General features: G+C 39.4%; 10 protein-coding genes. 2 read left to right on the top strand and 8 right to left on the bottom strand.

What is annotated here, in order from left to right; all coding sequences use genetic code 11:
- Nucleotides 1–7: 7 nt before the first annotated feature.
- Entirely contained in the window at nt 8–532 is a 525-nt protein-coding gene (locus tag QK890_RS16625; protein WP_032540871.1) for a UpxY family transcription antiterminator, read from the top strand.
- 286 nt (nt 533–818) lie between these two features.
- Nucleotides 819–2738 (top strand): molecular chaperone DnaK, encoded by a 1920-nt coding sequence (gene dnaK, locus QK890_RS16630; protein WP_032540870.1) that lies wholly within the window; start codon nt 819–821, stop codon nt 2736–2738.
- A 399-nt stretch (nt 2739–3137) separates the two neighbouring features.
- Here dnaK and QK890_RS16635 read toward each other — a convergent pair whose 3' ends face one another.
- The 8 genes from QK890_RS16635 to QK890_RS16670 all read right to left on the bottom strand — a co-directional run.
- Nucleotides 3138–6428 carry a DUF499 domain-containing protein gene (locus tag QK890_RS16635; protein WP_032540897.1) on the bottom strand — a complete coding sequence of 1097 codons (3291 nt, stop codon included), beginning with the start codon at nt 6426–6428 and terminating at the stop codon, nt 3138–3140.
- Between the two features lie 16 nt (nt 6429–6444).
- Nucleotides 6445–9471 (bottom strand): DUF1156 domain-containing protein, encoded by a 3027-nt coding sequence (locus QK890_RS16640; RefSeq protein ID WP_223129545.1) that lies wholly within the window; start codon nt 9469–9471, stop codon nt 6445–6447.
- A gap of 12 nt (nt 9472–9483) precedes the next feature.
- Nucleotides 9484–12822: a helicase-related protein gene (locus tag QK890_RS16645; RefSeq protein ID WP_233481267.1), complete on the bottom strand. Its 3339-nt coding sequence runs from the start codon at nt 12820–12822 to the stop codon at nt 9484–9486.
- Between the two features lie 73 nt (nt 12823–12895).
- Nucleotides 12896–13105: a helix-turn-helix domain-containing protein gene (locus QK890_RS16650; RefSeq protein WP_032540868.1), complete on the bottom strand. Its 210-nt coding sequence runs from the start codon at nt 13103–13105 to the stop codon at nt 12896–12898.
- A gap of 275 nt (nt 13106–13380) precedes the next feature.
- On the bottom strand, nt 13381–14241 hold the full coding sequence (locus tag QK890_RS16655; RefSeq protein ID WP_007562461.1) for a DNA adenine methylase: 861 nt from the start codon (nt 14239–14241) through the stop codon (nt 13381–13383).
- Nucleotides 14238–14876 (bottom strand): thymidylate synthase, encoded by a 639-nt coding sequence (locus tag QK890_RS16660; protein WP_007562465.1) that lies wholly within the window; start codon nt 14874–14876, stop codon nt 14238–14240. The genes QK890_RS16655 and QK890_RS16660 overlap by 4 nt, the downstream gene beginning before the upstream one ends.
- A gap of 66 nt (nt 14877–14942) precedes the next feature.
- Complete coding sequence (locus QK890_RS16665; RefSeq protein WP_007562467.1) at nt 14943–15185, bottom strand: hypothetical protein; 243 nt, start codon at nt 15183–15185, stop codon at nt 14943–14945.
- A 185-nt stretch (nt 15186–15370) separates the two neighbouring features.
- Nucleotides 15371–15734: hypothetical protein (locus QK890_RS16670; RefSeq protein WP_367627466.1), on the bottom strand; the 364-nt coding region annotated here is incomplete at its 5' end.

Genomic DNA, 15734 nt, shown 5'->3' on the forward strand with positions numbered 1-15734 from the left:
GAGATAGATGAATATAAATGAAAAGCCCGAAATGGCGGAGAAACAGTCATGTCATTGGTATCTTGCTTTTACAGCTTCGCGGGCAGAGCAACGTGTAAAACAAGAACTGGATCAACGAAAAGTACGGAATTATCTTCCATTGCGGAAAATTACTTATCAATGGCAGGGCCGTCCCAAGGAAACATTGTTACCACAGATAACTCGTTGCATTCTTATCTGGGCTTCAGAATCTGATGTTTTGCAGTTGTCCGGAATACAAGGATTAATTATTCCTCAAAATATATGGGAATATCGGATACCGGAATGGCAGGTGAACAGTTATCAATTATTGTTTTCTCATATAGATACTGCTGTGGAGTGGATACCTGATTGTCCGGAACCGGCTCCTATGGTTCGTGTCACCGGAGGTTCTTTAAATGGACTGGTGGGCGAACTCGATACTTCGGAAACAGAAATACGCATAATAATCCGTTTTCATACTATGGGATGTTTTCGCATAACCATACCTGGAGAGTGGATTGAAAGGTTTTAGATATTACTTTCTCTTTTTTCATCTCAACGATAATTCCTCGTCCGTTTCAGGGCGGGGAATTATTATTTTATTTCCCTGTAACTTTGACTCTTTTTCATCCTTTGGGTGACATGAAAATGTCAAAATCTGACTTTCTGTCAGAATCCTGTCACTTTCCATCTTACTCAACCTTTTGGCACAAGGTTTGTTTTTTTATAGTCGTCCGTTTGAGACAAACTCCTGAAGGGGGTGCGGGAATAACCGGACAAAAGAAACTGAAATAATAATAAATAAAAGAATAACGATCATGGGAAAAATTATTGGTATTGACTTAGGAACTACAAACTCTTGTGTTTCTGTATTTGAAGGAAACGAACCTGTAGTAATAGCAAATAGTGAGGGTAAACGTACAACTCCCTCCATTGTAGCATTTGTAGACGGTGGCGAACGTAAAGTGGGTGATCCTGCAAAACGTCAGGCTATCACGAATCCTACCCGTACAGTTTTCTCTATCAAACGTTTTATGGGTGAAAATTGGGATCAGGTGCAGAAAGAAATCGCACGTGTACCTTATAAAGTGGTGAAGGGTGATAATAATACTCCGCGTGTAGATATAGACGGACGCTTATATACTCCGCAGGAAATTTCAGCAATGATTCTGCAGAAAATGAAGAAGACAGCTGAGGATTACCTGGGACAAGAAGTAACAGAAGCAGTAATCACTGTTCCTGCATATTTCTCTGATTCACAGCGTCAGGCCACAAAAGAAGCCGGACAGATTGCCGGTCTGGAAGTGAAACGTATTGTAAACGAACCGACAGCAGCTGCGTTGGCTTATGGTCTCGACAAGGCTCACAAAGATATGAAGATTGCCGTATTCGACTTAGGTGGTGGTACATTCGATATCTCTATTCTGGAATTCGGCGGTGGCGTATTTGAAGTACTTTCTACAAACGGTGATACTCACTTGGGTGGTGATGACTTTGACCAGGTAATTATCGACTGGTTGGTTCAGGAATTTAAGAATGACGAAGGTGCTGACCTGACTCAGGATCCGATGGCTATGCAGCGTTTGAAAGAAGCAGCTGAAAAAGCTAAAATTGAGCTGTCTTCTTCTACAAGTACTGAAATCAACTTGCCGTATATCATGCCGGTAGGTGGTGTACCTAAGCACTTGGTTAAGACTCTGACTCGTGCTAAATTTGAATCTTTGGCTCACAATCTGATTCAGGCTTGTCTTGAACCTTGTAAGAAAGCAATGCAAGATGCTGGTTTGAGTAACTCAGATATTGATGAAGTAATTCTTGTAGGTGGTTCTTCACGTATTCCGGCTGTACAGAAGTTGGTTGAAGATTTCTTCGGTAAAATTCCTTCAAAGGGTGTTAATCCGGATGAGGTAGTAGCTGTAGGTGCCGCTGTTCAAGGTGCTGTACTGACTGACGAAATCAAAGGTGTGGTCTTGTTGGATGTAACTCCGTTGTCAATGGGTATCGAAACTCTGGGTGGTGTTATGACTAAATTGATTGACGCTAATACTACAATTCCTGCACGTAAGAGCGAAACATTCTCTACTGCTGCCGACAATCAGACCGAGGTCACCATCCATGTTTTGCAAGGTGAGCGTCCGATGGCTGCACAGAACAAATCAATCGGTCAGTTCAACCTGACTGGCATTGCTCCGGCACGCCGTGGTGTTCCTCAGATCGAGGTTACATTTGATATTGACGCCAACGGTATCTTGAAAGTATCTGCTAAAGATAAAGCTACAGGTAAGGAACAGGCTATCCGTATCGAGGCTTCCAGCGGTTTGAGCAAAGAAGAGATCGAAAAGATGAAAGCAGAAGCTGAGGCTAATGCAGAAGCAGATAAGAAAGAACGTGAGAAGATCGACAAGTTGAATCAGGCTGACAGTTTAATCTTCCAGACTGAAACTCAGTTGAAGGAACTGGGTGATAAGTTGCCGGCAGATAAGAAAGCCCCGATCGAAACAGCTCTTCAGAAACTGAAAGATGCTCACAAGGCTCAGGATATGGCAACTATCGATAGCGCTATGGCCGAACTGAATACTGCATTCCAGGCTGCAAGTGCTGAAATGTACGCTCAGAGTGGTGCGCAAGGTGGTGCGCAGGCTGGTCCGGATATGAACGCAGGTCAGGCTAATGCTGGACAAAATAACGGCAAACAAGACGATAACGTTCAGGATGCTGACTTTGAAGAGGTCCACTAATATCTATAAATAAATAAGTAGTATATAAAATAAAAAGCGGTAAATCATTGATTTACCGCTTTTTATTTTGTGTTTTTCCTCTGTTTATTATGTTATATTTATATATGTTTGCATTATATTTGTCACGCGCTTTAGTATGTGAAAATATGATTTTTAATTAACTTCCTCATATATATTGAATTCTAATACTCACTTTGTTGTCTTTCTAGGTAATATTGAATAGTCTATCTCTGCACGAATTGTATCTTTACTTGCGTTTTTTTACAATAAATATGATTGACTGGTAGATACTTGTCCGGTTTTATTATCCATCTCTTAATTCCAAAGAGGTACAATAATAAGTAGCAAAAATAAAGTAAGAGTCACAGATTTCATGGCTCTTACTTTATTTTATTTATTCTATTCTTCTTCCAAATTGAGGCCTAATTGCATTGCCGATTCCTTTACTACTTTGTAAATTTGTGCCGATTCATCCAATGGATTTGAACTTGTGGTTTTAGCCTTAAAAGAGATTTCTATTTCCAAACCATTATTTTTGAGAGGAACAACAAAGCTGGAGAATAAATCAGTCCAACGCTCAACCGGTACTTTTCCGGATACTTTGATGGACTTGAATTTCCGTATCTCATCAACAGGTTGGGAGTAGTCCGTATGCTCCGATTTTTCTCCTGTGGGTGAATTCCAAGCACTTGACTGTTCATCGGTAGAACTTTCTTCAGATTTTGGTTGATTATTAATAGATTTATCCACTAACCAATATTGCGGATCGGTAACATCTAAGAATGGAACAGATTCATGATGATAAATGCGATTGTAGTTTCCTTGTTCACCACAAGCTACATTAAAATCACCATTCTCGCAATACTTTTGGATACTTTGACTGACAGTTTCCACTCCACAAATCATGGGTTTGTCATCAAATCGTAAAAAGGATTCATATAAGTCGTTAACTTGTATAGGTTGCTCTATTGTAGGGTATAAGCCACTGCTGCGTAAAGTTCCGAGCCCAATTGACTTTTCAAGCAGCCATTCTTCTTCTTTTATATTGTTAAAAAGATTGCTACTTAGTTGCGTGTTAAAATCTTGTGCAAAATCTTTAATCTCGATTTTCTCTAGCCCCTCGCTTACAGAGTATTTACATACAATATTATAAGCGGAAATAAGTAAAGCATTTGCTTGCTTATCGTACTCGGCTTTACGCTCCAAAATATCTTTCTTCTGTTCTGGTTCTATCTGTCCACTATATTCAGCTTGTATTTTCGTACAAGCCAAATACTCGAGTAGCTTACTATGTAGCATACCTAAACCTATTTCAGAGCATGCCAAATATAGTATAGTATTTCTGTATATTCGACTACTATTACCTTTATTTTGGGCTATTTGCTCAACTTGCTTTTTGGTTTTGGTATTTATACTTCCGGGTTGTGTTGTATACTCAGGGCCGAGTATCACCAATGTAAGGCTTTTTTGTTCAGGAATGTCATTGGCTGGATTAACCAGTACCTTGATTTTTGATACATTACGGGTTTGTACATTTAGTCGATTAATAATTTCCCCCGAAATATCCGCTTGGTTTATTTCAGCTTTAGCCTGATTTACCAAAATATTGATATTAGGTTTGGATTGAAACCAATAACTGCGTGAGCCAACATTAGTGGAATAGAGATAATGAGCTACTTGTTCCAATTTGTTTAATGCACTATTTACTTCACTATGATTGAATGCACTAGGTTTCAAAATACATAGTTTTAGTTCTTCAATAGTCAATCCTTTGTTTTGCAAGTTGCCCAATGAAGCCATTAATATGGTAGTGGCTATACCTTGGGTTAAGTTATATTTACCGATATTGTTGTTAGGATCTTCGTTATCTATTTTATAAGCATTGCTTGAGGTACCTATAACATCGGCATGAATCACTGTTTCCCACTGACTTCCCATCAGGCTGGTTATAGTACCTGTCAATGTTGGCAGATTACTAAGGTTGACATCCGAGGTATGGATTAATGCTTGGGTACCGGTTAATGATCCCCGTCGTGTCCATAAATCCTTCACGATGGATGCTAATAATCGTAATACTCCACGAGTACGCTGGAAACGAGAATCCTGTCCCCATTTTAAACGAAACATATCAATCAATTCCGGATGGAAGGGATAAGATTTGCGCATCTTGTTAATATATTCCATGCGGTCGGCTTGATTGGGTAAATCGGAACGCCGATTATGATATGTATTCTTGTAACGGTTTAAAACAAGCTCTATCACTTGTGGATTCCCAATGTTGTCGAATAAACGACGGCGAACGACTTCAAATATTTCTTCATCTTCGACGGGTTTAATACTTGTTCCAACCCGGACAATACGGTTTTCTAAAGCAGTCAGTATCTGCTGACCGATGGCCGATGAAGCAACTTCCGTTGCGCTAGCGGGTAATGTGGCAATTAATACGCAGCGAGGTACGGAAGATACTATTTCAGTCAGTGTTTGCATAAAACCAATAGTCTGGTCAGATAGACTTCCTTTTCCTATCATGACTGCCGATGCTTTATTACAATAGTCCGCTAACTCATCAATTAGTATAAGAGCAGGAGCTGACTTTTCCAGGATAGGTCGGAATAAGTTGGCTGCCGGTGAAATTCGTTCTATGTCATTCTTTTTAATTAAGTTGTATCCTTCTAAACCTCCTAATTGATAAGCCAACTCTCCCCATAAAGTATAAATAGTGATTCCATTATCGGTGGTTCTGCCTTGTGATACATCAGTGGTGTTATTGGTAAACACTGCTACTTGCGCATTCTCAAACTGAGGAGCTACTTTACTATCTAAAATATGCTGAGTATAAGCTGAAGAGAGTAGAGATTTTCCAGTTTTTGTAATGTGGTATAAAGAGATCAACGTATGCGTTTTACCACCTCCGAATCCTGTCTGCAGGGAGATTACCCGGTTATCGGTTTCTTCACCATTCAACGCCCGAACAACCCGGTTGGCTATGTCACGCAATCCGGCTGTGATATAGGTCTTTTCAAAGAACATAGTCGGATTGCTATACACCTCTTGTCCGATGCCCATAGCCACTTCGCTAAGGTTTGCAGCAAAAACAGATTCGTCAAGTGAGCCGTTGCGGATGTCATAATGAGGGTATACATTCGTATACCAGGCCGGTAGAGGGGAGTTTTCGGAGAAAGAAACTGTAGAAGAAGCTTCTGTAGTGATAGGTGTCTCTATTTGAATAGTCGGTTCATTTCCTCTATTTTTTATTGTATCTATTTCTGTCACTAAATCAGGCATCTGAAGTAATTTAGCTACTAATTTCATAGTGCCAAAAGCTCTGTCTATCTCGTCTTCATCCAATGGCTGATAGTGGTTGCATTTATTACGTACTTCCTGTATCTCTTGCAGATAGCTGATAAGTTTATTTGCCTCCTTGCTACTTCCCAATTCATCGGTTAGCTCTTGTTTAAAGGCAATGGCAAAGCTTGAGAGATTGCTATAATCTACCAGTTGCTTACGGTCACTATCTGCGGATAGCGACTGAACAGCTTTATTCCAAGTGTTTTGTTTGTCCGGTTTAAGCCGTGCAAAGAATACGCCTTCCCAAGGCTCATCCTTAAATTTCTCCAGTAAGAAACCCACGACAAACGGACGCATAGCTTCAATAAAAATACTGAGTGCTTTGGATAAATTATCATTCATAATCATTCTGTATTTATTAAAATCCTAAATTCATTTGTGTAGCTTGACCGGTTATATCCTTCTGGCAAGACTGAATTAGTTCCTCACTATTAGCAAGTAGCTCATTTACTTGTTTAAGGTCATCTCCATCGGGGAGTAACTCTTTTAGGGAGGCCAATACACGCCAAAAACTATTGTTAGCTTCAGAACCTACCAGCTTAATAAGACGCAATAGTTTAGGACGATTTTCTTTAGACCATAGCATCATTGCTTGTTGTACTTGGTCTATCAATGGATCACTGATGCTAGTGCCTTGTATTTCGCCTGTGATTCGCTCTGTGTAGGAAGCTAAATGTTGTTTGTTTCCATCTTTAATTAGTAAATGATGATGGAATATGTTGCTAACATCTATATTCATGCCGATGCGTGTGAATTTGGCAGCGTCATCAAAATCAGTCTTTCCCATACCATTCATTTGTAACCAGCCAATGTAGAATTTGGTATATTCATCTCCTTCAAAACCTCTGAGCAAGGCATTGAAGGCTGCTGTTTTTGCAAGTTCTAAAAGTTCTGTTACATTCACTTCGCTTCCATCAGCTTTCTCTACTTTTTCATATTTGCCAAATTCACTTACTGCTTGTCCAAAGCAAGCTGTTAATAGATCGGCGCCGCGAAAACCTAACCCATAAAGTTTTTCTACCTCTTTATTAACTTTTTCTTCAATGGCTCGTTTCACTTGTTTGAAGCTGCCATAACCAGAACGTTCGGAGGGACGACAGGAAACGGTTACAGAAGATTCAAGTGCGGCACTTGCCAGTCCCAAACTTCTATTTGCCATTTCAGTATCCATAGGCCAGCTGCCTGTTATGTTCATGCGGGCACTTAGAATAGAATTACACAACGTGGTCCATGCTTCTGTTGTTTGGTGAGCAAACATTATACTGACAATATCAGACGTTTGTTGTTCTATTGCATCAAATATATCTGTGAGCTTCTTTTCAAAGTATAATTTAGCTTCTTGTTCGCTATTGTTATGATGATGTTTTAGCGCAGTACACTCCTCTGATTTAGGTGTTTGCGGTGTTGAAAAGTTTAATGGATATGTATCATTTAATGTTCGCTTTAGCCAAACGTAGAAAAAATCTGATATATCAGCATACGCAATCGCATCATAATATGGAGGGTCTGTAACCACAGCGGTTAGTTGTTTTTCTCCAAATTGGTTTCTTTCTCCACTTGATGCATTTTTTAAATTAGTACAAAAAGAAGAATTACTTTCTGATTCTATATATCGCAGTATCCATTCAAGTTGGTTTGTTGCGCTGCCAGAACTACTACAGAAAGGATTGGATTCCGGATAATCGAAAACCATGGCAATAGCTTGTCTGCTGAATGGGTGTTCTATTTTTTCACCACTATTATGCCATCTTCCCAAAGATGTGTTTACAACAGCAATTCGATCAATCCAGATTGCTAAGTAAGTGTAAAGAGCTTGAGTGTATTGTGTAGGCTCTATTTTGTTTTTTAAAAGAGAGAAGTTTTTGGTAAATGATTGGAGCATGTAAAGTTGGCGGCTAGAAAACATTTGATACCATTGATTTATTCCCCATCCACGACTGCTAATTAAGTCTGTTTGCTTAGTCATCATTTCTAAGGGTATAAACTCATTATGGTAATCAATATTGGGGAGTAATAAGTCTATGGATGGAAGTTGATATTTTTTTCCACCATGAGACTCTACTATAGTTGCAATAAATTTTTCCTTTAACTGGGATTCACAAGACTGTTCTTTTACTTGCTTAGAAGTTGTTACACTACCACAACATGGACAAGTTAGGTTTCCTGTTTTGTTCCATCCTTCTTTTATAGGGCACGTTCCTTCCTTAATCTCGAATTGAATATCTGTCCCATTAATGACAGGATTCAAATACACCTTTTTCGATGAAGTATTTGCCAAATAAAACTGCTTCAATAAAGGAACTTCTGCTTTACAGCTTGGATTAGAGCAAGTAGCAGTTCTTGCCCAATAGTAAGCGATTGGTTTGTTCCCATTCTCATCTGCAGGATATAAATACCCTACTTCTTTCTCTGTCATAGCTAACAATTGCTTGGCATAATATTCCACATCAAAAGAAAGCCTGTTGGGAATATCAATAATGCCGTTACAGATAGAAATTCCCTTGGTAATGAGTATGTCTATACCTTCTTTCCCGTAAATACGACGAAACTCCTCTTCTGTATATCGTATGGGCTTACCATATTTCTGTGGAAACTCTACACTTCCTTTTTCAATGATATGGGCAACTGGATTAATATCATTGCCATAACTGCGACATCCCAAACGTGCTGCCTCTAAAGGTATAGCGCCTCCACCCGCAAATGGATCGAACACACTTGGCATCTGTTTTTGAAAACAATCAATTGCAGTTTGTAGCGCAACTTCCTTTTCTTTTATGATATCAGTTTCTAAATGACGGTCTATACAACTATAGAGATTGTTTTCAGCTTCTTCAATAGCTTGATAGGCAGCATCAAATGATTGACTTAACGAAATAAAAGAAGCATCAGGATTCTGTCCTGCATTGTATGCAACCCAAATTAACTTTCTTGCTTTTGTCAAAACAACCTTATCATTTTTACTTTCCCATTTTATCAGGCAACCTTCACTTAACTGCTCTTTCGAAGCTGTATTTTTGCCTTTCAACATATTAGTTTGACAGACTGGAGAAAACTTACCTATAAACATCAGCAAACGATTGCGTAGATTGTCCGGCATTGGATCGTATATGGCAGTATATGGAATATCCGGATAAGGTGCATATAGTGGATCGTTTCCTAACAACTCCTGTATAGCATCTTTAAAAGCCTGCGGGCATTGTTCATCCAATGGGTCTGGTACCAGACTGGCAAAGATTACAGCCCTGCACACAGGAAGTGGACGGCGTGCCCACCATAAATGTAAAGTAGAAATGTGCCCGTGACGAATAGATTTATCACGTACACTTTCGGCCGATATTTCTTTAATCGGCATAGCTACCTCTATTAGCTTTTTTGCTTTTGTCATATCTATGTTTTCTTATTTTTCAGTTTTATTTCTCCATTCATCCAGTGGCAGGTAGTATTGTACTCCTTTGTCTTTCCGTTCAAAGATTAGCTTCTTGGCTGGGTTTTGAATACGGTGCAATTGTGGTTTAGATTTGCAATTCACTACAATATAAAGCCATGCACTGTTTCCTAGTTGTGCCAACCGGTTCATTTCATTCTCCGACAGCATAACTCCATCGATCCCTGAACGCCCTTTGACCTCAATATACCGTTTAATATCCAACTTGTTGATGCTCCGGATATCATATCCTAAGTTTTGGCTGGAAACATCTTCCGCTTGCCATTCATTGACTGCTTCATATTCGATAGCCATGTTCATAGCTATGGCTTCTACTTCATCGTCTCTTTTCATACCATAATGTTGCTCATACTCCATTTGGCTGAGGGGGACGACATAAGCACATCCCAATATTTCCGGAGCTTTGGGATTTATTTGAACCATTTGCTCCATTTCGCGTATGCGTTCATCTTTTTTGCGAAGTAGTTCTGCTTTTCGTTCCATCTTATGCAGCAGCTTTTCCTGTATTTTTACATCTCCCAATAACACCTTACCTTGCAATTCATTAATCTCTATGTCCAAATCCATGATAATCTGACTGAATGCAGTCTGCAAATATTCTTTCCGCTTTGTAGCATCTGATTCTACAATCTTTTGCGTAGAGGTGAACAGAGGTAAGGTGATATTCTCGAATGCCCATTCGGTGACTTCTTCATTACCTATAACAGCAGGAGGAGTGATTTGCTTGGCAAATTGAAGGGGTGCATGCAGATCCAGAAACTTGGCCGGTGAAGTTGCATGAAACACTCCATTATTAGTTTGATAGACAAAACTAAGCTGCTCATTAGCTATACTGTCGTCTCCTTTGTTAGGACGGTTATCTGTGATTTGATTTTTAACGTAAAAAGCAAAATAGTCTTCAGTATCTTCCGGTGAAACGAGAATCGTACCTTTCAGCATTTCGTCTCTGAAAGAATCCCGCACACAATCAATGAGTGCATCAAACAAAGCATTACCCGGATTGATATAGTGTACCTTACCCAATATGGCATTGGTGTTCTGATAGTCCAGGAATATGTGCTTATCGAAACAGAACAATAATTTATTGATATTTTCAGCATAGATGTTATAATCATCTTTTAGACGTTTGGAAAGTATATCCGGAATGTTTTCCATTTGATAAATTCCGTCCTGTATCATCCTATATTTGCCACCTAAATAGCTGAAAGTCCTTTCAAAAAACAGACGAATATAAATCGGTTGCAATCGTTTCTCGTCAGAATGTTCTTTGAGGATACGGGCATCTTTATAATCGACTTCACTATGGGCGATTACTTTTTGTTGTTCTTCTATCTTATTCCGAAATACTTTCTCAATGATGGTTTCATCCTGCTCTATAAACTTATCAAAGGAAGATTCTTTTCCATCAAAGACGGAAGCTATAATAGCATCCAGACTGACATCCTTCAGTACATCTTGAATAACATCATAAACGCGGTCATCACCCATGCTTTGACGAATAATATCCAACTTTATCAGTAAACGGGACAATACTTGCCCTTCCCGAGTGTTGTCCGCCACCATATTGAAGACCAATACATCATTTTTCTGTCCATAGCGGTGGATACGTCCCATGCGTTGCTCTAAGCGATTAGGGTTCCATGGGATATCCCAATTTATTAGCAATCTACAAAATTGAAGATTGATACCTTCGCCTGCAGCATCAGTTGCAATGAGTATTTGGGTTTCAGGAGACATGAAATCCCATTGTGCCTGGCGGCGTTCATCAACCGATAAGCCTCCATGAATGACTGCTACCTTATAGCCGTTATTGCTTAGGCGTTCTCTCAAATAGAGCAATGTGTCTTTGTGCTCTGTGAAAATAACGAGTTTTTCACCATTGATAACTCCCTGACTTTTTAAGAGTTCTTTTAGCTCAATGTATTTCTTTTCTTCTTGATTTTGATTGTACAGGCTGTTCGCCATTTCATACAGCCGTTTCACTTCTTTAGCTTCGGTCTGTATCTCTGCTAAACTTTTTGAAGTGGTGAACAGTTTGAATTTTCGAGGGTCAGATAGGATACCATCCAACGCATCCCGTTCATCGTCCTCCAGGTCATCATATTGGTCAATACTATCCACATCCAGTTCTTCTAACTTTTGACGTTGCTTCCATATATTAGGATTCTTGCTGACTTCATCTACTATGCCTTGTAGCGCGATCCAGCGTTTGTATAATGTATTTTTGATCGCAAAAATAGAACTAACCAATCGTCGTTGCATTACAGCCAAGGCTAAAGACACATGAATGTTCCTTGTTTCGGTTGCTTCTTCTTTTTGTTTGGTCAGATAATTGGTTACATTATCATAAAGTCGCTTCTCTTCTGGTGTCAATTGAAAAGATACAGTTTTAGTATACCGATCCTTGTATAGATTGTTGCCATTCCAGTCTTTCATGTCCTCCTTTAATCGGCGTATGAAAAACTTATTCAGCCCATCTTTACTTAATTCTTTTACTCTGTCGGCAGCAATATCCTCTGTTGCAAAGATATCTTCGTCTAATAATTGAAGAAGTTTCTTGAACGTATCAGTTCTTCCTCTATGTGGGGTAGCTGTCAATAGCAAGATATGCTCACATTGTTGCGAAAGTAAATGTGCAGCTTCATATCGCTTTGACTTATATGTTTTTTGCCCATATTCATAAGCCGATAGCTTATGAGCCTCATCAAAGATGACCATATCCCAGTTTGTATTGCTGACAATGTTCAACACATCCTCCCGGCAAATGAAATCAATAGAAGCTACCACTTTATTTGCCGAGCGAAAAATGGTAGGGTCAGCATTAAAAATACTTCTATTGACAAGCGTAAACGGAATATTAAATTTTACTCCCATTTCATCTTCTTGCCATTGTTTGGTCAGGCCGCCTGGGGTGATAATAAGTATACGCTCAATGATCTTTCGCATTAATAGTTCCTTCAATAATAAGCCTGCCATAATTGTTTTTCCTGCACCTGTATCATCTGCCAGCAGAAAACGTATCTTAGGTTGGGGAAGCAAAAATTTGTATACGGCTTCTACTTGGTGGGGTAGTGGATCTACAACACTACAATTGATGGCAAATAGAGGATCAAATTGATAAGCGGAATTTATTCTTTCTGCTTCTGCAAATAATACAAATTTATCGGGATCGCCCTTGAAATTGAACTCTCCATCAGATGTCAATACTTCTAAAGAACTGAACTGTTCTTCTGTAATCACCTTGGAACTGCTTTTATTCGTATTTACTCCTGTAAATTTGAGCGAATACATAGTTCCTAATTTCTGTATTTTGTTAACAACAACAGCTTCTGTTGGTATTAGATTCTTTATTATATTGCCGACTTCAATCATTGTTAGAGGATTTTATAAGATCTTTTACGTCCATTTGAAGGACTTCTGCTATCTGAAATAAGACTTCCAAACTGGGCTGTCTTCTATTGCAAACATAAGAATTGACAATACAGAAACTTTTTCCAAGTTTTTCTGCCAGCCAGGTTTGTTTGATACCTTTTTCTTCAAGCACTTCTTTTATCCGATTCATAGGTTTGTCCATCACAAAATTCTTAATTGTTAAACAAAGATATAAAACTATAATCCGCAAATCCAAATTTCCGCAGAATCCGAAACGAAGCGTTCGATTTTCAGGGAAAAGGACAAAACGAAGCGTTCAAAAAAGGAAAGCGCGCAACACTCAAAAAGCCGAAACAAAAGTTTTGTAATGACCTCTGTTTCGGCTTTATAATTTCATAAAAAATGGCTTTATAACGGCATTAAAATAAGGCTCAAAAGTTTGGCCTTCTACTTGAAAAATTGTATCTTTGTTCAGTGCTAAGCAGCTGTTTTATGAACTAATTTTTCCTGTTTCTTATACAGCATCATGTCTGTATATTCGGCAGAATAATTCATGTGGGCATTGAATTCCTTTTTTGTACAACCCTCAAAAGGATTGCCAATGGTTTTGTTTGCTCCAATCCATTCACACAGTTCAAGTATGGAGGATTTATTGGATGTGAAATAAACGAAGGAATGCTTTTCGAGTATCTTTAAAACATCCAAATAATCAGACAAGCGCCAATACATATTGTACGTACCAACATCAGTGGAAAGATAAGGCGGATCAATTAAAAAGACGACTCCGGGAACATCCTTATATTGGTTGAATACTGCTTTGTAGTCGCATGATACAATTTCAAGCCCTTTTAAGTAGTCAGAAGACTCCGGATAACCGGTCTTGCGAATGTTGTTATAAAGGACTTCCTTGCGCATTTCGGCTACAGACAATTTATACTTCATGGAGAACATAAGTGAGGATGATAAGGTTATAAAATCCACGTACCCAACATTTAGTTCTTCTTCCTCGATACGTTTAAAAATGCGTTCTCTAAGTTCCCCTTTAATTGGTTTATGTTTGGGTATCGAATTACCCACCAGCTCCCTAATATCGGCAAGCAGTTTATTTGTCTGTGGGATATTTTTCAGTCTGAACCGGTAGTTGTCGAAGTCATTGTAGACAACAGTAGCATCGGGCTTGCTTCTTTTGGCTATATGCGAAAGAAGTCCGGAACCGCCAAACAAGTCCACAAACACGGTATCTTCAGGGAACTGTTCCAAAACTTTAATAAACTCTTTAGCAAACATTCTTTTTTGGCCTACAAATGGCAGTGGTGCAGATAAATTCATATTCTTCATACGTTCAAGTCAAATTTAATGTTTTCAACTCCGGATAACAGTTCCAGAGTCCGGTCAATGTTATTTTCATATATATGCACATTTCCAAGGTCAAGGGTTATGGACTTCAGGGGAAGCTCCACCTGCCTTGCCATCAGATAAAGATGATAAATATCAGCCGGAAGCCCAAGGTTCGCATCAGAACTACGCTGATATGCAGATAGCACCAATTCTCCCTCATCAATTTGGAACTGCACAAGACTCAGGCAGGGTGCCTGGTTGCTTTCCACCCCGGTTTCTCCAAGAAACAGGACATAATTCTTGCTGTTGCGCTTTTCCCGGTTAATCCTGGTTATGAGGGGTGGAAGCTTTTCAAAGTAAGTTGGATAGCTGTTTACAAGGGTATGGCCGCAATAATCCCACCAGGTAATCCCTGCCTCTTTGTATTTTTCCACATCCCGGACTCCTTGCATAAACAGTTTCAATTCCTCTTTCAGCTTTTTCCTGGCTATCCCGTGGCTTTCAAATATGTCAAGTAAATCAGCGGGGGTTAGCATGAGCCTTTCGTTTAATAGATACTTGATACGCCCTTTCCTATTGGTCTGGATTTTGCCCGTTTGGAGTATCTTGTCTAATGTCTGGTAATACTTATTCATGAGCTTTATTTTTGGTTGTACAAAGGTAGCTCTACCGGACAACACAAGGCATCCCCGGCACATCAATCACACTGCACCGAGCGTGCAGTGCTTTCCAAACCGTTTGATAACATCATACACCTTACGTTCGCTTACCGAATATTTATTTGCCAAAAACGCCACTGCATAAGTGGTCTTTTCACCTTGTTTTTTCATGACCTCATACTCCGTATATAAGTCTATGAATCGAAGGTCATCCTGCTTGCCGCCCAAACTTATAAGCATTTCAAGCGGTTCTCTGTTAAATTTAAGTGCTTCAAACAATGTCATATCCAATCATTTTTGTACTTTTGCAATGCCAATCATTTATTTAATGCGTAAAAACGCCACGAGAGTGCGGCAGAGGGCATTGCCCCCGGTCGCGCACTCTCGTGGCGTTTTGTGTTAATAAATGATTGGCGTCTATATTAACAGGCCGGGGGCTTTTTTTATCCCTCCCCCGAAGGGATTGTCAATCACTCAATCCGATATAATTCCAAATTGAACTTGTCCTTTTTTTCCCAGCCTTCAGCCAGAACTGTCTGAATGAATCCTACTGCTTTTGTATAGAAATCTTTCAGTTCTTCTAACTGAGTAAAAGTATGGTATTCCGGTTGTTCATCCGAACCAAACTTAAACGTCACTGGCAGGGTTTCTCCGCCCGTCTGAACGGCCAAATCGTATGCTGCCTTATAGTTGTACTGGTTCTCCACAGAAAGCCATACAGGGGCGCCATTATAGGCGAATCCGGATAGGATAGCTGCATCAGTCTGGCTGTTATACCATGACATAACCAATGTGCGGATTTCCTCATCAGTAGGCTTGTGTCCGAACTCCTCT

Source organism: Bacteroides sp. NGMCC 1.200775 (genome assembly GCF_040798045.1).
Classification (GTDB): domain Bacteria; phylum Bacteroidota; class Bacteroidia; order Bacteroidales; family Bacteroidaceae; genus Bacteroides; species Bacteroides hominis.